The following is a 19,196-nucleotide window of genomic DNA, read 5'->3' as shown; positions in this document are numbered from 1 at the left end:
ACTGCAATATTAAGAGCTATTCATCTAAAATAATTTCTGCAACAGGAAAAACCTCATAGCCCTGCAAGATAATGTGATCTTCCTCTGACACGAAAACACGAACTTCAAAATCAATCACGTCTTTTTTTATTTCAAACTCCGCTTGAGAAAGCACACCAGCCCCACTGGAGCCACTCAAGGATGCCTCGAAATGTTTAATGCCCCCCTTTTCAGAAACAACATCTATCCATGCTGACTCAGAAGAGTATGACTCCCCCTTGACAACAAGGCCATACCTTCCAGCAGGAAGATACTTGTAAGGCCCGAAATGAAGAAAGCCTTCTGCCGCGGTGGAAACCAAATTTTCGTCTCGCAATTCACCCACTTGCGAATGATAATTGCTATAAGAAAAGTTCCCTACGGAAAAACCATTCCCATTCATCTGATAATTTTCCGGAAGATCATCACTAGGCTGTATTATAACAAAGTACTCATGCTTAACAACGTCCACCCAACCAGTTTCTTGAAGGTCAGAAACTATAGGCTTGAAATCCTCCTCATACACTGGGGGACTTGGCCACGAATGGATTCCTTTTATACTGTCAATATAAAGCAAAACAACAGCATCTGCCTTATTTTGTGAGAGGATATGGTAAATTCTTTCTTTAATATCACTATCAATCCAGCCATGCCTAGAAGCTTTCATCACTAATGGCCAATTTGGCTTAGCCATAATTAAGTTTTTATCTCCGCCAACATTATAGGTTGTAAAATCCAGCATTGATGAGAGATAGTTAACTAATATATCGTTTCGGTATGGTAGAAACGCCACCACATCTCGCTTTGAGATACTTTCCCCTAGAGGCAACAACAACTCTTCTTCCAACTGAAAAGCAGATAAACGGTTATCCCACTTCTTAGAAAAGTTAGCTACAGGATTAGGAAATATAGTTACCAATAAGACCAATGGAATACCGAAAGCAGCAATGCGGTTATTGTTTACCTCACATCGGGCTGCCAATATAATAACCAAGCCCCACATTGAAAATACAAAAAGCGCATGCCACCGGTAAGTTGCTCGCATGCTCTTAAAACCTGGAACATTTCCATAAATAACTGAATTCCCAGTTGACATCAAGTCCATGGTTTCTGGTATCGATGCTCCATAGTACTCACCGCCATCGGGCAGACTACTCTTGACAGCATTCACCTTGAGAGAAGGACCGAGTGACATATAAAACGCAAATATTGCAATACAGGAAAACAGGGTTGCAAGGTAAATCTTTTTTCTCTCTTTCCACCAAGAAAAAAAACCAACTAAAATAATAGGAATAGAGAACGTAGTAATCCACACTGAAGCATCACCAAAGAAGTCTTTACTAGACCTATTAATGCTTAAGCCAAGAAGATCCCATACCCAATGTACACCCTGTGTGGGTATAAACAGAAATGTCAAATCAAGCCCCCAACCTCGAAAAAAACTCATCGAAGATGGATGAAAGCTTGTCTGGCCTATGTACAATACATATAAAACATAAGAAAGAGAAAACCCAACAAACATAATAGGCGTCGAAAATAAAAGCATATGCGAGCGGCTTTTCTTTTCTTTACAGAATGTGAACAGCCATATAAATGACGCTGCCACAGCAAACATCATATAAGTGTAACCGTCCATAAATACGGAGACCACGCATACAAAAACAAAAAGGCAGGAGATTCTAATCTTATCACACAAACTGAAGAGCGGCGTACATAGAAGAAAAATAACGTAAATATATAACGGAAGAAGCGAAATACCTAATGAAAGCATTGAGTATCCCGAATGATTCCATACAACAGGCTGGGATAACCAGAGTAAAGATAGCACAGATGCAAGTTTATTAGATGCGCCTAAGAATACAGAAAAACGATATGCCCCCCAAAAAGCTAGCACTAAAAAAAGAACTGTCATACTTGTGTAAGCATCAGCTGGGCTAAGGCCCACCCAGAGAAAAAATTCTGTCACCAAAACCCCTGAAAGACCAAAGGAGCGCGGCATAGGGGTTGGGTAGCCAAAGTTTTTCGCATAAAGTGAAAAGCCACCCTCATTAAGGAGAGACTGTGCAAAGCCGACAGTAGTACCTAGCGCTTGACCTAAAGTCGGAAGAGCTAAAAAAGGAATTGCTCCATATATAACAAGAGAAAGCGACAACGCTATGAAAAACCAACCACTATCGGATCTAAATACTTTATCGGCCATGACCCCTATTACCCTATTTTATTAATCTTAAAACCTTTGGCGCGAAAACAAAATACAACGGCAACTATCTCTACAGAAAAGTATAAAATCCGATTTATCGCCGCTAATAAAACCGCGATATCTACATTTATGAATGGCATTAAGAAAAGAGCAAAAACAGTCTCACGCACACCTAGGCCAGCTGGCGCAAAGGGAACTAAAAAGCCTGCCACGTAGGCAAGACAATAAATACCAATAACAAAAGCCAACGGTGGAGAAGGTTCTGCAAAAGGGGCCATCGTAACCCACAGTGAAGCGCCCAGGAATAACCAAGTGAATAAAAGGGCTGGCATAGCCAAGACAGGAGGGCGAAGCTTAAGAAACCAGCGCAACAGGTGACTTCTCAAGAAGAAGACTGCTATTGCTGAAGCAATCACCAAGGCCGACCCAACCAGCACCCACTGTAGTCGAATATTGAAATCAAAGTTATCGAACCAAAGGTGCAACAAGTCAGGCTGGCTGGCAGCAATGAGTACAACACCCATCACCGCAGCAGAAGCCATTACCCACAAGTGCTCTGCTAATAGTGAATCACGGATATTTTGAGCCGCAACTCCACGTTCACGAAGAATGGCAATGCGTCCGACAAACTGCCAGATGGAACCCGGTATATATTTTGCTAACTGAGTGAGATTGTAGATTCGGTAGCAATCGATCCAGCCAAAATTGATGGAGAAATGACTTGCTGCCAACCACATATTGGCAACTAGACAGAGCTTGGCTAAGAATATCAGAAAAAAAACGCCAAGCAATATCTCCCATGACAACAAAGAAAGCGCCTGAAGAATTAGGTCACTTTTATTGACCGCATAATAGATAGAAAAAATCACAATTGCGCAAAGCCAAACCCACTTGGCAACATTTTTCAGAAGGGTCCAGTTCATGCGCTGCACTTCAGTAATTTCGCGATATAATCGATCTGTACATTTGAAAGCTTTTGAACTGCAGGCAATGCATTGGATATTTGCTGAGCACGTTCGGTTCTTTCTGCGACCAAGCGATCGACACAGTCAATGACTGGCTCTACGCTGCCCTTCTTATAATCAAGCACCATGTCTTGCTGGCCAAAACGCTCCATGACTTCCAGGTACTTATGGCTCCAACCAATAACCATAACAGGGATACATGAGGCCAATGAAGCCACCATGGCATGAAAACGTGAAACAGCCTGGACATCACAGCTATTAATGATCTGATGAACCTGAGCCGCATTGAGCGACCCAGAAAAGCTGACAACATGCTTACTAATATTTGAAGATAATTTCTTTTCGATCTCTGCCAAGAGAGGCAAATCATTATTATGGGTCTTGTCCATATCCTCACCCCGAGTAGCATTGGGATATAAAGCAACTGCATAGCCCTTCTCTACCAGGCCGCTAATCAGCTCCTGCATGCGCTGCTGGTAATCCCAACCGGCAGTTTCGGCTCGTTTGGCGATCACGACGCTTGGGCAAACACCCACAATAGTCTTGCCGGATTGACGAAGAATTTTTAGTTCCGATAACTTATCTTCTAAACCCGCGGCTTGCTGGCTTAGGCAATCCTCGCTCTTGAAGAGAAAAGCAGCATCGTCAGCGCGTTGGTAACGGTCTGACGTGCTGAACAGATCGCGCAGATAGGCATGTGTCGTCTCACCGCGCGTAAAGACTTGCCGGCAACGGCCTAGAAAGATTCGTGCTGCCATCCTATTTATATATGACTTGAATGGTCCCATCGCCTGTGAAAATTTTACGACGGGGACTCCCAGCACCATGGCAGGCAAGATTGTGGCGATATTAAATGGTATAAACTTGGTCCGGCCCTCGACGAATGAAACGCCCGCCAAGCATATTAAAACTTCTGATCTTGCCAGAGACAAGATGGATTGTGGAAAGAAGCGGTGAAAAAAACTCAACCGTAAAACACCAAACAACCGGTACAGCATCGCGACTGGAAAGAGTACCATTACCAAATAAGCAGGGGTAGAGGAGTATATTGAAATCCTGGGATCGTTTACCAGATCACAATCGCTCTTGGGGTAATAGGTAAAGACATTGAAGTTCAAATCACCGGGACAAGCTTCACGAAGCCTTCCCATCGAGGTACTAAGCATGGCCTCGGCACCACGATTCCCATAAAAGGTTGCACCGACTATTGATATTTCCTTCATCGCAATGTTTCCAAACCTTTCTTGAAATATAGGTAAAATTTCAACACCGGCCTAGGGATTTTGAATATAAGTTTTCGCCCCCACCCCTTCTCACTTAACCGCATATTTGCCAGTGTAATATAGGCATTTAGATATGAGTGCCAGGAAACCTTTTCCCCCACCGTATCCTTCAGTTTTATTTTGAAGAAACGGCTGGCTTTTGAACGTGCAGTGGTATTGTAGTGAGAGGGACCAATTCGCGACTGCCCATCCATTATATCTCTTACATCCAGCTTATCGCTTGCAATTATGTCATCTCTCAAGGCCTTCTCATAAGCGACTTGGCCTTTATCGTTTCTTGTGATGATGCCTGTATGTTTTATCGGGTTATTTTTAAGTCGGAATAACCAAACATCCCCCACTGTGATGTCAGCATCATAGCCATAGTGGTCATGGCAGGCCATGCATTTTCTTTCACTAAAGAAAAAGAGGTTCTGGTAATCTTTGAAATATTTTGCCGGCTTGGAAACAACTGAGCCGTCCTCGAACTCGGCCTCCAGCCGTCCTCGCCAATGGCCGACACTAAAGCGATAATCAGCTAGCTTCTTACCCGCTTCGCGTTCTAGCCGCTTTGTCGTTTTATCAATGAGCGCGTGCCGGGAATTATGCCCACATACCAGCGCGACGGTTAATGCTACTTTATTCCCAATTTCAGGGTCTTTAGCGGCTCTTCGTTTCAAGCCTGAAAGATCACATGGCAAACCGACAACGGCGACTCGCCCCTGAAACCCTCGAATTAAAGGTAACACTTCACGTAAGAAAGGTGTTTCTACGTACTTGCTTCCACGCGCTGTAAGAATCTCTTCAGAGGTTGTCGCAATAGTAAACTTTGGCCTTACTTTTCCATCAACTATTACCGTTTTGCAGACAACCACACCTTCATAGTCGCCATTTTCGAGACCACTGATCAGCAATGCACTTGTAGTGCCGCCAGAGGCGGCTACTGACCGTGTCTCAGGGTTGTTGGCATACGTAAGATATGAGGATTTATAGTCTCCGACATATTTTTTTACTTCGTCATCCGTCCATTCCTTTTTTACTAGTCGATCTACAATATTACCAAGCATCAACCATCCCCCTGCTTCCGCATTTCAGTCTTCACGAATACGGAAGCGTATATCTTCCAGCATCTTGCGATTTGCTGCCAATAGGTCCGCAAGAAATGCCACTAAAATCGTCTGAAAACCTGCCCCCAGCATTACGCCAGCAAGGATCAAGGATTGAATATGGCCTTCGCCTTCACCATTGAGGTAATACCATAGAAAGCGTAAACCAATCAGAAAGCCAATACTAAACAGGGTTGCACCAATAATGCCGAAAAAACGAAATGGCCGATAAACGACAAATATTCTGATAATGGTAACGACAGAACGTCGAATGTAAGAAGGAATGCTCTTGAACAACCTTGACGGCCGAAGATCTTCATTAACTCGAACCGGCACGGAGGTTATCGCCATATTCTTCTGGCCAGCTTGAATGATGGTTTCCAATGTATAGGTGTACTCGTTGAACACCATCATCCGCTGAGCGGCTTTCCGAGACATGGCACGGAAGCCGCTGGGGGCATCGGGAATATCGGTTCGACTAGCAACACGCACTACCCAACTACCCAGTTTCTGTAACAGCTTTTTGACAGGAGAAAAATGCTCGATCGTTGCGATTGGCCTCGCCCCAACCACCATATCCGCTTCGCCGTCAGTGATCGGTCTGGTCAGGTCAGGAATATCCTCTGCATTATACTGATTGTCGGCATCAGTATTCACTATAACATCGGCTCCCAGGCGAAGACAGGCATCCAAGCCGTTCATGAACCCTTTTGCCAGACCCTCATTGCGAGTATGCCGAACGATATGGTCGACACCATTCTCTTGCGCAACTCTAATGGTCTCATCTTCGCTGCCATCATCGATAATGAGCCATTCAACCGTATCGAAGCCTGGAACCTCTCTTGGCAGCGCACCAAGTGCAATCGCAAGAGTTTCTTCTTCATTATAACAGGGTATTTGAATAATAAGCTTCAAAACAAGTCACCACAATTGAGAATAGGAGCTAGCGAAGAAAAACATTAAATATCTAGCATGTCACCTCAGAAAATTTTGCATCCATTGCAGCTGACCTAAATATTTTTGAATAGGTTTTAGCGACCTTACTCCATTGCCGATCTAGAATCCATTTTTCTCGATTTTCATGCACTTTACTTTTTGTACTTACATCAAACCCATCAATGGCTTCTTCCAATATTTTTTTAATGTCCTTACTTTCAAACCCATCAATGCTGAAAGTTATTCCCCGGACTTCTTCGAATATCGGAGCTGGCGTTGTGGCAACATTTTTACAGCATGCAATGGCAGTACGCACTGCGGCGCTGCTTGACTCTTGAGTAAACTGATAAGGTAGAACCAAAAGATCGCACCCCCCTAGCAATATTTCAACTTCATCAATAGGAAGATAGTCTGTATGCCACTCTATATGTTCCTCACGATTGAGACTTGCTACAAGTCTAGTGCAACGCTCAAACTCTTTAATGGATTGATTATCACCGCGAACTGAAGTCACGAGACGCAATCGATACAGCTCAGCGTTTTTTTGGTTTTTTAAGAAGTCATCAAAGGCTGTGATTAACTGATATACACCTTTATGCTCCAAGAGGAATCCAAAGCACCCAACGATAAACACCTCCTCATTGCTCCTCTCGTTCTTCTTTTCTTGCAGCAAAAATTTAGATTCTTGCACACCCTGTGGCATCAAGGTGACGTTATCAACGACACCAATTCGTTTTAGATTATTCAAATCGTCAACAGTGTGTACAAAAACCCGGTCAAACAGCGATAAGCAATTGGAGGTTATCTCTTGCGCCTCTCTAGTAAATCCCAACATCACTCTTGTGGTATGAAGAGTGATGTAAACCAATTTATCTCTACTACGCAATGCTACTAAATTTCTGTAGAGATTTTCATCCAAACCATAAAATGCGAAATGATGTTGTAGCCAAACAATATCCACCAAATCAATGCGGCTTAAATCTGGCGAATAACCCATGTCCCAAGCCTCATGCCATGGAGTATCATCGGAACCTTGAATATTCTCCAGGTCCACTCTTCCTTTCGGTGCCAAAACTTGGATATTGCAATCGGAATTGCTCAAATTCTCTACTAGCTGCCTAGTGTATTCTGCAACCCCACAAGCTTCGGCCCATGTTGTCACAATCCCAATAGACAATTTATCGGTATTCTTATGATTGACACTGTTAAATCTTTGAAGTCTGGCAAGAGCAGTTAGAAATGAATAATTTGAGGTATCTGAAAAGAACTGTCCATTGATTTTTTCTTTCAATCGCTTTGTCTTCTCATAAACTTCATCATTATCGTTCAAAAGCTTCTGACACAACTCCTTGAGTCTGGCTGCAAGAGAGTGAGCGCTAGGGTCCACCCAAACAGAAAGCGAATTAGAAAAATGCGATTGTGCTTGAGAAAATCTATATGGAATCCACCAGGAATTGTCATCTTGTGCGAAATCTGTATGCGCTCCATAGCCAGTTACTACCACAGGGCGGCAAAATTCAGCCGCTTCGATAGCTGGCATATTCAGCCCTTCACCGCGCGTAGGCAACACCACAATATCTGAGTCTTTATAGAGTCGTGTCATCATCCCAGTATCGTAATCCTCGAAGATGATTTTGAGGCGTGACCTATTTTCCTCGATCACCAACTCGTCGACCCAATCATTAATTCTATTATGAGGGTTAGGAAATGTTTTAATGGTTAGGCTGACCTGGCTTATCTCCGAAGCAAGAATATTGAATGCTTCGAGTAGAACATCGACACCCTTCCTTGGAAAGCACGACGAAACGTGGAGCAACCTCAATTCCTTTTTTCGTTGCGCCCTTTCTAGAAAGTTTCGATCGGATCTAGAAGAGAGAGTGTTATCTATCAGGGGAAGTGAAACCACCTGCACAGGTAGTATACAGCCACTATCCATCAAAACCTTCTTGACAAACCATGCAGTAACAATGACTCCCCTGTAATTAGAATTTAACGTTTCTATAATGTCCTCTGGAACACGAGATTCTTCCCAAAAGAACAGGGCTACAGGCAAACCATTGGCAGGGTCAACATCCTCGACGATAGGGTAGTGATGGTAAAGACATATTTTATTACTATAGCCGTCGCTGCTTATTCCACTATTTACAATGAGTTTAGACAAAAAGTTTGACTCTTCACCACCTCCTGGTGTATCACGAATCCAATTAACTTTTTCGCCTTCTCGTGGAGAAATTGAAATTTCAATGTTAATGCTATTATTGTTTTTTAAGCGCTTTACAATATTCCTATTTACCGATGCCAGACTATAGCTCCCGCTAAAATGACCATCAATAGATAACAAGGATAGACTAGATGCAATCTCCTCCCTAGAAAAATGTTCATCTCTAAGTCTAAGGCTTTTAATTTTTACTTCAGCTGCCTTTGGCTTTAAAAAATCTTGAAAGTCTTCATCCCTAGCATAACCACGAATAGGTAAGTTACTTGCTACTGTAGACTGAGCCATTAACCTTTGGAGTCGTCGCTTGAGAGATGGCGACCTATCAACCAACAACAAAATCAACTTCTTTAAATGTTTTATTCGTGACAGGTAACGCATCCCCCCGCCTGTCATATATATTAACTTATTTCTAATGTTTTTTTTTACGTTTCGTGCTAAATTAAAGAAATGGCGCAACGGCGCGGTAATACGCCACGACTTACTTTCATAAATACTCTTTAATTCAATATTAAGTCTTGTTGTTTCAGATTTTAATTTAGTATGATCAGCCTCCAATAGCGCGTATTTTTGTTCAACTTGCTCAGCTCTATAGACAGCTTGTGCATGATGATGCAATACAAAATCATCAAATACGTTTGGTGGGTAGTCGAAAGAGTCTAGCAAGGCACTATGTTCTTTTGCAATGTAGAATCGATTCAAACCATCTGCATAAGCAAATAAGTAATTTGATTTTAATAATAGAGGTTCCCAATGGCTGTAAGCTTCAACCTGGCTCATTGGTCTGGTAGCTTCAACCAGCAATATCCATGGCCGATTTTTATGCCAATCATTACCGATTAGTACCTTTTCTTCCAATCCCTCTACATCAACCTTGAGAAAGTGAACTGCTCGGTCTCTCACATACTCTTCAAAAATTTTATTTAACGTTACAACTTTCACTTTTTCACTTTTTACATCCCAACCATCTTTTATATGGGACTTCGCTACATTTTCACTTAAAGAAGACAGCCCAGGGTTGGATACAATGAAAAAATCAGCCTCGTCTTCACTGTCGCTTATGGCCAAATTTAGGTTTATATCTCTATCTCTTTTAGAGCAATACTCTAAGTAAAAATCTCGGTTCGGCTCGATATTAATTCCGTGCCAGCCTTTTTCATAAAAAGCGCGAGTGACAGAATCGATATCCGGCGACCACGCCCCGATATCAATATAAAACCCGTTATTTATTTCTTTTAGCGCTCGCCATAGCATTACGTCTTCGAAATTCTGAGCGTACGAAACAAAACTCATGCTTTTTCTACCCTAATACTTGGCTCAATCCAGCAGGAACCATCAAAATATGTTTGATTACTATTAACAACATCAAAAACCAAGGCCAAATCTTGCCATTCGTAATTTGAGGTCAGGTGTGTTTGGCTATCAACTAATGCAGTTTGCACTGAATAAGTTCCTGGACCAAGATTAGCAGGGAAAGAAACTAAAAAGGTATACTCGTCTCCTTTCCTTGGATTTTTTACAATCTGTTTCGTATGCCAAGTATTAGTTCCATACATTATTTGACCGTGCTTATCTTTGATGCTATAGCCAAACACTAATGTTCCTATATTTGCATTTATAACAACATTAGCTTTAATAAAAACAGATTCTCCAACCTCAACAAAATCAGCTTTTTCTCTTTTTTCATTAAATAAATTTATATCTTTAATTTTCGCCTCGCCTGTCCCCGAAATAGTTCTTACCCGACCAGATTCTAATTTTTTTATTTCTATGGTACTTTTTTCTTTCTCAGCAATGAGGGCATTATAAAAATCAAAGATTTCTTCAGGGCTGCCATCCTTGAGAATTCGGCCCTGCTCAAGCAGGATCGCGCGATCGCACAGGCTTTGGATAGCGCTGCGGTCGTGCGATACGATCATAAGTGTCGTACCCTGCTCCTGAAACTCACGGATGCGGTTGAAGCTCTTGTGCTGGAAGTAGCTATCGCCCACCGAGAGGGCTTCATCGACGATCAGGATTTCCGGCCTGTACGCCGTGGCCACGGCGAAGGCTACGCGCATCTGCATACCACTCGAGTAGGTACGTACCGGCTGGTCGAAGTACTCGCCGATTTCGGCGAAGGCTTCGACGTCCGGCATGGCCTTTTGTATCTGCCGGGTCGAGAAGCCCATCAGGCCGGCGGCATGGAAGACGTTTTCCCGACCCGAGAGTTCCGGATTGAAGCCCATGCCCAGCTCGAGGATGGCAGCGATGCGACCATTGACTTGAATCGACCCTTCGGTGGGCTGCAAGGTGCCGGTAATCATCTTGAGCAGGGTGCTCTTGCCTGCCCCGTTTTGGCCCACGATGCCGATGGCCTCTCCGGGTTGAATCTCGAAATTCAGGTGCCGCAGTACCCAATGCTCTTCATTGGGCTGACACGGAATTCCCAGCCAACGTCCGAAACGGTGCCATTCTGTCTTGTAGGTGCGGTAGGCCTTGCCCAGGTTGTCGACGATCATCAGGCTCATAGGGCATCCACCAATTCGGCACTCGCGCGGCGGAACAGGAACAGGCCGAAGGCCAGGATCAGGAAGCCGACGGTCATGATGAGGATCACCTGCCCGAGGTGCGGCGCCTGGCCGAACACCAACACGTCGTGGTAGCCGCGGATGATCGGGTAGATGGGGTTCAACACCAGCAACTGCTGCAAGCGTTCCGGAATGATATTGATCGGGTAAACGATCGGCGTGAACCAGAACGCCACCTGCAACAAGATTGGCACCGCCTGGCCGATGTCGCGAATGAACACATTGAGAATGCCGAGCACCAGGCCTAAACCGAGCGCCAGCGAGACCATCGCGAGGGTCAGCACTGGCAACCACAGTATTTGCAAAGTCGGAAAGTGCCCCAGCACCGCGAACACCCCGAGGATCGCCAGCAGCAGCATCACGTTGTTGAGCAGCGCCGAGCCGACCACGATGGTGGGCAGGGTGATCTTGGGAAACTTCATCTTCTTCATCAGGTTGCCCTGCTCGATGAACAGGTTGAGGCAACGATTGATGATCTCGGAGAACAGCATCCAGCCCAGAAAGCCTGCAGTCAGATAGATCGCATACGCGTACTGGCTGTCGATGCCGGGAAGCTTGGCCGAGAGCACGGCGGAGAGGATCAATGCATAGATCAGCACCTGTGCCAGTGGCTGCAGGATCATCCAGAACCCGCCCAGCTTGCTGCGCGCAAAGCGGGTGACGAACTCGTTCTTGATTGAACTGAGCACGAAACCGCGATACGCCCACAGGCCTTTCAACATGTCAGACATTGCCACTCCTGCAACCGGGCTTCCAGTTCGGCAACCTTGGCGTTGACCAGATCGGCATCGCCCCGGCTTTCAACATTGAGGCGCAGCAGCGGCTCGGTATTGGAGCCACGCAGGTTGAATCGCCAGTCGTCGAATGCCAGGCTGATGCCGTCGGTAGTATCGAACTGCTGCGCCTGGCCCCGATAGTGCTGTTCGAAGCGGGCCAGGGTGTGCTGCACATCGTTGACACGGTAGTTGCGCTCGCCGCTGCACGGATAGGCGGCCATGCGCTGGTCGACCAGTTCGGCAAGCGTTTTCCCGGTACGCGACATCAGCGCAGTGACCAACAGCCACGGGATCATGCCACTGTCGCAGTAGGCAAAATCACGGAAGTAATGGTGGGCGCTCATCTCGCCGCCGTAAATCGCGTTTTCCTCGCGCATGCGCTCCTTGATGAAGGCATGCCCGGTCTTCGACTGCACCGCCACCCCTTTCGCGTATCGTACCTGATCGAGTGTGTTCCATGTCAGGCGCGGGTCATGGATTATTTTCTCGCCGGGGTTGTCGGCGAGCAGCATCTCGGCCAGCAGGCCAACTAGGTAGTAACCCTCGATGAAGCGGCCGTTGGCATCGAAGAAGAAGCAGCGGTCGAAGTCACCGTCCCAGGCGATGCCCAGATCGCAACCATGCTGCAGCAGCGCCTGACGGGTCTGCTCGCGATTCTCCGGCAGCAAGGGGTTGGGCACGCCGTTGGGGAAATGGCCATCGGGGGTTTCGTTGATCAATACCCACTCGAAGGGCAGCCGCTCGGCCAGTGCCCGGATTACCGGGCCGGCCGCGCCGTTGCCGGGGTCCGCGAGGACCTTCAGGGTCTTGAGTTCGGAGGGCGCCACATACTCGAGCAGCTTGGCCAGGTAGGCCGACTTGTCGAGGCGCTTCTCTATGCGGCCATGACTACCGGCCACCTGGCCGAGATCCGCATTTTCGACGCGTACCTTGATCGCCTTCAAGCCGGTGTCGCCGCTGATCGGGCGAGATTCGGCACGCACCAGCTTCATGCCGTTATAGCCCTTGGGGTTGTGGCTGGCGGTGACCATTACGCCGGCGTCGGCTCGGTAGTGGCTGGTGGCGAAGTAGACCTCCTCGGTACCGCACATGCCGATATCGATGACATCAGCCCCGGCAACGGTGATGCCGTCCATCAGTGCCTCGGCCAGCCAGGGGCTTTCGAGGCGCATGTCGCGGCCCACCACCACACTCTCGGCATTCAGCTCGGCGACCAGGGCCCGCCCAATGCGGTAAGCCAGGTCGGCATTAAGCTGTTCGGGCACTTGGCCGCGAATATCATAGGCCTTGAAGCACTGAGTCGTGATCGATTTCATCTTTCCTGGTCCCTGATCACTGCTCATCGACACGGCCGTAGGTATCCTCGAAGCGTACAATATCGTCTTCACCGAGGTAGTCACCACTCTGCACCTCGATGAGCACCAGAGGGATCACGCCGGGATTGGCCAGGCGATGGTTGTGGCCGGCACGGATAAAGGTCGACTCGTTGGTGTCCAGGTAGAACTCCTGCTCCCCATTCGTGACACGAGCCATACCGCTGACGACGATCCAATGCTCGCTACGGTGATGATGCATCTGCAGCGAAAGCGAGGCGCCGGGCTTGACCTCGATACGCTTCATCTTGAAGCGGTGGCCCTGCTCCAGGGTGGTATAGGTTCCCCAAGGCCGATACACGGTACGATGCAGCAGATGGGCATCGTGCTCGTTAGCCTTCAGCTGCTTGACGATCTGCTTGACGTCCTGGGCATGGTCCTTGTGGGCGATAAGCACGGCATCAGGCGTATCGACTACCAGCAGGTCTTCGATGCCGACCAGGGCGGTCAAGCGCTCGGGGCTATAGACATAGTTGTTGCGGGCTTCGTGCACCAGCACCTCACCTTCGCAGCGATTGCCGTTAGCATCGGCCTCGGTCAACTCGCTCATGGCATTCCATGAGCCGATATCGCTCCAGCCGATGTCGCAGGGCACAACGGCAACCTTGGAAGAACGCTCCATCAGGGCATAGTCGATAGAGATATCCGGCACGTCGATAAACTGTTCGGGATCGAGCGTCAAGCACTGATAAGCTTCACCTTGGCTGCTGCGTGACGCAGCCAAGGTGGCGGCAACGGTTTCCATGACGTCAGGAGCATGTTCCCGCAACTCCTCGATCACCAGGCCTACCGGGAAACAGAACATGCCAGAGTTCCAGTAGTAACGCCCAGCCTCAAGATACCCCTTCGCGGTTTCTAGACTCGGTTTCTCGACGAAACGAGCGACCCGATAGCCGCTGGCTAACGTGTTCGCTTTGTCAGCCTCGATGTAACCGAACCCGGTTTCAGGGTATTGGGGTTCGATACCAAAGGTCACGAGCCAACCCTGCGAGGCGATTTCCTTGGCCTTGTTGACGGCTGCCGAGAAGGCCGTTTCATTCTGGATCAGGTGATCGGCCGCCAGTACCAGCATCAGTGTATCGGGGCCGTAAGCTTCGTTCAGTTGAAGCGCTGCCGCGGCCACGGCCGCCGAGGTGTTGCGCCCGAAGGGTTCCAGTACATAACGTAGCGGGGTGTGCTCACTGCCGACCTTGCGGTACTCATCTTCCGTCTTGAAGAAAAGCTCACGATTGGTGACCGTCAATACCTCGCTGACACCATCCAGGCCACTGGCTCGCAGGAAAGTCTTCTGGATCAGGTTCTGCCCATCTGGCAGCGACATGAAAGGCTTGGGGTGTGTTTCACGGGATACCGGCCAGAGGCGGCTTCCCACCCCCCCTGACATAATGACGGGTACGAAATGCATGGTTTATCTCTTTCAGTGTTGAGTTAGACAAAAAGGTCAGCAGCCCAAAGTAATGTCAGCGCCCTACTGAATTGTAAGTAAAGCCCTTGATAGACATCCTCTTCGGCTCGAACATGTTGCGCCCGTCGAAAATCACCGGTGCGGCGAGCTGCTGTTTGATTAGCTCGAAATCCGGGGCGCGGAAGCTCTGCCATTCGGTGAGGATTGCCAGAGCATCGGCGCCGCGCAGAGCAGCCTCCTTGGTGCCGCAAAGGGTGAGGTCGTCGCGGTTGCCGTAAATGCGCTGGGTCTCTTCCATGGCTTCCGGATCAAAGGCCTGTACCTTGGCGCCGGCTTGCCACAGGGCTTCCATCAGCACGCGGCTGGGGGCTTCGCGCATGTCGTCGGTGTTGGGCTTGAAGGCCAGGCCCCAGATGGCGAACGTCTTGCCGGCCAGGTTGCCCTGGTAGTGCTTGTGTATCTTCTGGAACAGGGTGGTTTTCTGTTCCTCGTTCCGGGCTTCCACGGCCTTGAGCACCTTGGCGTCGAAGTCGATATCACTCGCGGTGCGAATCAGGGCCTGCACGTCCTTGGGGAAGCAGGAGCCGCCGTAGCCCACGCCGGGGTAGATGAAGTGGTAGCCGATGCGCGGGTCGGAGCCGATACCCTGGCGTACCATCTCGATATCCGCGCCCAGGCGTTCGGCCAGGTTGGCCATTTCGTTCATGAAGCTGATCTTGGTGGCCAGCATGCAGTTGGCGGCGTACTTGGTCAGCTCGGCGCTGCGCACGTCCATCACGATCATCTTGTCCTGCTGGCGGCTGAACGGCGCATAGAGCTCGCGCAGCATGTCCTGCGCTATGCGGCTTGCGGTGCCGATGATGATACGGTCCGGCCGCTGGCAGTCGCTTACCGCACTGCCCTCTTTCAGAAACTCGGGGTTGGAGACTACGTCGAAACGCAGGTCCTTGCGGCCACGGGCTTCCAGCACGCCATCCACCTTGTCTCGCACCTTGTCGGCAGTGCCGACCGGCACGGTGGATTTGTTGACGATGACCTGATCACCCTCCATGTGCTGGGCGATGGTGTCGGCCACCGCCAGCACGTACTTGAGATCGGCACTGCCGTCTTCGTCCGGCGGGGTGCCCACGGCGATGAACTGTACTTGGCCGTGCTTGACGCCTTCGGCGGCATCGGTGGTGAACTTGAGCCGCCCGGCGACATGGTTCTCCTTTACCAGTGGCTCCAGGCCCGGCTCGTAGATGGGTATTTCGCCCTTCTTGAGGCGCTCCACCTTGGCGGCGTCCACGTCCACGCACACCACGTGGTGGCCCACGTCGGCCAGCACGGCTCCTTGCACCAGGCCCACGTAGCCGGTTCCGAATACGGTAACGTTCATGTCATCTCTACTTTCGAGTCTATAAGTTGATGTGCCCCAGGCACACTACCGCCGAGGATTGAACCGGACGCATTCCCATACTTTGAGGGATCATCGTTTCTGTCGGTGACAGAGTGCCTGCCCTTTCGGTCAGGCCGCTACTCACGCGATGACCGCACTCGGCCTCTAGGCGGCAGATGGTTAACGATTACCCAGGGCTGGTAGCAAACTGTACACGACGCGCTGATAGCTCTTGCTGATACCGTGGCACCTGGGGAAAGCGCGCGCACAGTGTCAATAGCCCCTCGAACTGATCCGCCGATAGCTCAGCCATGTCGTGCCCACGGTAAATGGCTGGCTCCCCCGCCGCCTTGCCCACAAGAAAATTGAGCTTCATCAGCCGAGCCAATTCTTCTTGGTAGAGAAAGAAGGCCTGCAAGTGAGTCGTCTCGGGACCACCCTGGCCCAGCACTTCCCTTATCAGGTGGTTGAGCTGACTGCGGGCGCGAATGGCGTTGTCCATCACCGGCTGCCAGTCATCGACATTGATGAATTGCCCCAGCACGAAAAGTGTCCTGGCCTGATTGTAATGGATGAACCCCAGCCACATATCGTCTTCACCGCACGCGTCCAGCGCTTTGTCGAACTGACCGAGGGCCGCGCCTAGGTACATGATCACTTCTTCTCGGCACTCAGGGGCCAGCTCGGCGTCCCGACGCGTAAGCGTCTCGACCCCCTCAAGAGAGAGAAGATCCATCTGCCCAAGCTGTAACCCCTCACGGATACGGTGCATGCCTTTCTTGTTGTAGTAGAGCCCCAGATAGTTGTGATAGACCGTTCGGGTCACGGGGTTGCGCAGGATGGGCCCACGCACGTCGAGCAATTCGCCATGAACCTTGAAGTTTCCTTCCGCAACCAATCGCTGATAGGTCACCACACCCTTAAATAACTTGACTACCTCATTGATCTGGATCGCTGCACCCTTGTTGACCGAACTCAGCACTGCCTTTCGTTTGTCGGCCAGAGCCAGTAGCGCGTTCATTCTGGCCTGATACCGCTTGCGATCGACCGCCGAGGCACTGAACACAGCCGGAAACAGCACGATCAGGTCTACCATGTACTGAAGGGTATCGGCGAAGTCCACCGCAGTGGCGGATTCACGTTTTAGTTTCATCTCGATGCTGGAGAAGAGTGCATCCTGGAGTGATGGCTCATCCAGGGCCTGGAAGCGCTTGAGTAACTCCGGTACCGAAGTCACATAGTGCTCATTATCGAGGATATTGCCGTCCATCCTCGAGATCTTGTAGACGCTGTCGATAGAGATGTAGGTCTGAAGGGCAATGAACAGCGCCAGCAGTGAGATACCGAAGGAAACCATGGAGACAGTGAACGATACCAGATCGATTCCTTGCCGCGCCTGGTAGATCCATACCGAAGCGATGATCGCCGCTGCCAGAATCAGCAGTATTACCAACATATAGATAAGTTGGGCACGGGTTGGCCGCATTGTTTTCCCCTGGCTACTTCGCAGCGATCAAGCAGTCTCTGGCAATAGGCTGTCAGCAATGTGCTGCGCACCAAGCGTTACTCGAAGCTCATGCCCCTCTCCTGCGCCCCATTCCAGCAGCTTGGCCTTGAGCGCGGCCTGGGCGTGGGCGTCGCCGTGCACCAGGCGCACTTCCCTCGGCGGGTGGCGCATGCGGCGCACGAAGTTGAGCAGGTCGTGCTGGTCGGCGTGGGCCGAGTAGCCGCTCACGGTTTCGATGCGGGCGCGAATCTCGATGCGCTGGCCTTCCAGCGCCACCCAGCCGCCATTCGGGCCGAAGCGCTGGATGTCGCGGCCCGGGGTGCCCTGGGCCTGGTAGCCGGTGAACAGTACGCAGTGGCGTTCGTCGCCGAGCATGCGCTTGAGGTAGTTCACCACCCTACCGCCGCTGGCCATGCCGCTGGCGGCGATCACCACCGCGGGCCGGCCGCTCTCGGCCAGGTATTCCACCGCGCGCTCGTGCTCCTGATGATCCTCCACGGTGTAGAGGTTCTCGAAGCTGAGCGGGTGGCGGCCGCTGCGCAGGCGGCGGTGGGCTTCGGCGTCCCACCAGGGCTTGAGTTCGCGGTACACCTGGGTGAAGCGAGCGGCCAGGGGCGAGTCGACGATGATCTCCAGCTCGCGCCAGCGCTGGCTGCGGGCGTTGTGTATCAGCCCCTCCAGCTCATAGAGCAGCTCCTGGGTGCGGCCTACGCTGAAGGCGGGAACGATCACGGTGCCGCCGTTCGCCAGCGCCCTGTCGATGGCGGCCTTGAGCCTGTCGCGGCGGTGCCGTCGGTCTTCGTGCAGGCGGTCGCCGTAGGTCGATTCCAGCACGACGACGTCGGCCCGGTACGGCGGCTTGGGCGCGGGCAGCAGCGGTGAGTAGGGTGCGCCCAGGTCGCCGGAGAACACGATACGCTGGCGCTCACCGCTGCGCTTGTCCTGGGTGTCCACTTCCACGTAGGCGGAGCCGAGGATATGCCCGGCGCGCTTGAGCTTCACGCGTATGCAGTGGCGTGCGTCGTCGAGTAGTGTATGCCAGGTTTTGTAGTCCAGCGCGACCAGGCGCCCTTCCACTTCGGCCAGGAAGCGCTCGATCAGTGCGCGGTCGCGGGTGAAGCCGACCCGCAGCGCATCTTCTATCACCAGCGGCAGCAGTCGCTTGGATGGCACCGAGCAGAGAATCGGCCCCTGGTAGCCCGCCGCCAACAGGTAGGGCAGCCGGCCGATATGATCGATGTGCACGTGGGTGACCACCAGCGCCAGCACGTCCTCCACCGGGAAGCGCACCTGGTGCTGTTCCAGGCTGTCGATGCGCTCGGCGTCCTGGCCCTGGAACAGGCCGCAGTCGATCAGCAGCGCTCGGTCCGGGTCGATCTGCAGCCGGTGGCAGCTGCCGGTCACGCCGCTGGCGGCGCCGTGGTGGCTGATGCTGGGGAGAGGTTCACTCGGGGTCAGGCTGTCCATGCCGCTCATGCCACACTC

The 19,196-nt window shown here is 50.5% G+C and carries 13 protein-coding genes; all 13 read right to left on the bottom strand.

Annotation, left to right across the window (positions count from 1 at the left end; translation table 11 throughout):
* Nucleotides 1-16: 16 nt before the first annotated feature.
* The 13 genes from H1D44_RS08780 to H1D44_RS08720 all read right to left on the bottom strand — a co-directional run bounded on the left by H1D44_RS08780 (nt 17) and on the right by H1D44_RS08720 (nt 19,187).
* On the bottom strand, nt 17-2,218 hold the full coding sequence (locus H1D44_RS08780; RefSeq protein WP_181514472.1) for a hypothetical protein: 2,202 nt from the start codon (nt 2,216-2,218) through the stop codon (nt 17-19).
* 8 nt (nt 2,219-2,226) lie between these two features.
* Nucleotides 2,227-3,141 carry a lysylphosphatidylglycerol synthase domain-containing protein gene (locus H1D44_RS08775; protein ID WP_181514471.1) on the bottom strand — a complete coding sequence of 305 codons (915 nt, stop codon included), beginning with the start codon at nt 3,139-3,141 and terminating at the stop codon, nt 2,227-2,229.
* Nucleotides 3,138-4,406 carry a polysaccharide pyruvyl transferase family protein gene (locus H1D44_RS08770; protein WP_181514470.1) on the bottom strand — a complete coding sequence of 423 codons (1,269 nt, stop codon included), beginning with the start codon at nt 4,404-4,406 and terminating at the stop codon, nt 3,138-3,140. Before H1D44_RS08770 ends, H1D44_RS08775 begins: the two co-directional genes overlap by 4 nt.
* Nucleotides 4,403-5,512 (bottom strand): Coenzyme F420 hydrogenase/dehydrogenase, beta subunit C-terminal domain, encoded by a 1,110-nt coding sequence (locus H1D44_RS08765; protein ID WP_181514469.1) that lies wholly within the window; start codon nt 5,510-5,512, stop codon nt 4,403-4,405. The genes H1D44_RS08770 and H1D44_RS08765 overlap by 4 nt, the downstream gene beginning before the upstream one ends.
* Before the next feature lie 24 nt (nt 5,513-5,536).
* Nucleotides 5,537-6,466 (bottom strand): glycosyltransferase family 2 protein, encoded by a 930-nt coding sequence (locus H1D44_RS08760; protein ID WP_181514468.1) that lies wholly within the window; start codon nt 6,464-6,466, stop codon nt 5,537-5,539.
* Between the two features lie 52 nt (nt 6,467-6,518).
* A complete protein-coding gene (locus H1D44_RS08755; protein ID WP_181514467.1) occupies nt 6,519-9,995 on the bottom strand; it encodes an FkbM family methyltransferase in 3,477 nt (1,158 codons plus the stop codon).
* Nucleotides 9,992-11,212, bottom strand: coding sequence for an ABC transporter ATP-binding protein (locus H1D44_RS08750; protein WP_181514466.1), 1,221 nt, complete (start codon nt 11,210-11,212; stop codon nt 9,992-9,994). The genes H1D44_RS08755 and H1D44_RS08750 overlap by 4 nt, the downstream gene beginning before the upstream one ends.
* Nucleotides 11,209-12,003 (bottom strand): ABC transporter permease, encoded by a 795-nt coding sequence (locus H1D44_RS08745; RefSeq protein WP_181514465.1) that lies wholly within the window; start codon nt 12,001-12,003, stop codon nt 11,209-11,211. Before H1D44_RS08745 ends, H1D44_RS08750 begins: the two co-directional genes overlap by 4 nt.
* Entirely contained in the window at nt 11,988-13,364 is a 1,377-nt protein-coding gene (locus H1D44_RS08740; RefSeq protein ID WP_181514464.1) for a phosphohexomutase domain-containing protein, read from the bottom strand. The genes H1D44_RS08745 and H1D44_RS08740 overlap by 16 nt, the downstream gene beginning before the upstream one ends.
* A 16-nt stretch (nt 13,365-13,380) precedes the next feature.
* A complete protein-coding gene (locus H1D44_RS08735) occupies nt 13,381-14,826 on the bottom strand; it encodes a mannose-1-phosphate guanylyltransferase/mannose-6-phosphate isomerase (RefSeq protein WP_181514463.1) in 1,446 nt (481 codons plus the stop codon).
* Nucleotides 14,827-14,881: 55 nt separating this feature from the next.
* Entirely contained in the window at nt 14,882-16,204 is a 1,323-nt protein-coding gene (locus H1D44_RS08730) for a UDP-glucose dehydrogenase family protein (protein WP_181514462.1), read from the bottom strand.
* Nucleotides 16,205-16,391: 187 nt separating this feature from the next.
* Nucleotides 16,392-17,690, bottom strand: coding sequence for a hypothetical protein (locus H1D44_RS08725; protein ID WP_181514461.1), 1,299 nt, complete (start codon nt 17,688-17,690; stop codon nt 16,392-16,394).
* A gap of 27 nt (nt 17,691-17,717) precedes the next feature.
* The gene (locus H1D44_RS08720) at nt 17,718-19,187 is read right to left on the bottom strand and encodes an MBL fold metallo-hydrolase RNA specificity domain-containing protein (protein ID WP_238984526.1); all 1,470 of its coding nucleotides are present in this window, start codon (nt 19,185-19,187) and stop codon (nt 17,718-17,720) included.
* Between the last annotated feature and the right edge of the window lie 9 nt (nt 19,188-19,196).

Origin of the sequence: Billgrantia kenyensis, from assembly GCF_013697085.1 — a bacterium.
Classification (GTDB): Bacteria; Pseudomonadota; Gammaproteobacteria; order Pseudomonadales; family Halomonadaceae; genus Halomonas; species Halomonas kenyensis.
The sequence above is the reverse complement of the archived record's forward strand: the minus strand, read 5'-3'. Positions and strand labels throughout refer to the sequence as shown.

Excerpts from the sequence above, each read along its gene's own strand:
- H1D44_RS08755 (WP_181514467.1), bottom strand. The coding sequence starts at position 9,995 with ATGAGTTTTGTTTCGTACGCTCAGAATTTCGAAGACGTAATGCTATGG.
- H1D44_RS08725 (WP_181514461.1), bottom strand. The coding sequence starts at position 17,690 with ATGCGGCCAACCCGTGCCCAACTTATCTATATGTTGGTAATACTGCTG.
- H1D44_RS08740 (WP_181514464.1), bottom strand. The coding sequence starts at position 13,364 with ATGAAATCGATCACGACTCAGTGCTTCAAGGCCTATGATATTCGCGGC.
- H1D44_RS08720 (WP_238984526.1), bottom strand. The coding sequence starts at position 19,187 with ATGAGCGGCATGGACAGCCTGACCCCGAGTGAACCTCTCCCCAGCATC.
- H1D44_RS08780 (WP_181514472.1), bottom strand. The coding sequence starts at position 2,218 with ATGGCCGATAAAGTATTTAGATCCGATAGTGGTTGGTTTTTCATAGCG.
- H1D44_RS08775 (WP_181514471.1), bottom strand. The coding sequence starts at position 3,141 with ATGAACTGGACCCTTCTGAAAAATGTTGCCAAGTGGGTTTGGCTTTGC.
- H1D44_RS08735 (WP_181514463.1), bottom strand. The coding sequence starts at position 14,826 with ATGCATTTCGTACCCGTCATTATGTCAGGGGGGGTGGGAAGCCGCCTC.
- H1D44_RS08750 (WP_181514466.1), bottom strand. The coding sequence starts at position 11,212 with ATGAGCCTGATGATCGTCGACAACCTGGGCAAGGCCTACCGCACCTAC.
- H1D44_RS08745 (WP_181514465.1), bottom strand. The coding sequence starts at position 12,003 with ATGTCTGACATGTTGAAAGGCCTGTGGGCGTATCGCGGTTTCGTGCTC.
- H1D44_RS08730 (WP_181514462.1), bottom strand. The coding sequence starts at position 16,204 with ATGAACGTTACCGTATTCGGAACCGGCTACGTGGGCCTGGTGCAAGGA.
- H1D44_RS08765 (WP_181514469.1), bottom strand. The coding sequence starts at position 5,512 with ATGCTTGGTAATATTGTAGATCGACTAGTAAAAAAGGAATGGACGGAT.
- H1D44_RS08770 (WP_181514470.1), bottom strand. The coding sequence starts at position 4,406 with ATGAAGGAAATATCAATAGTCGGTGCAACCTTTTATGGGAATCGTGGT.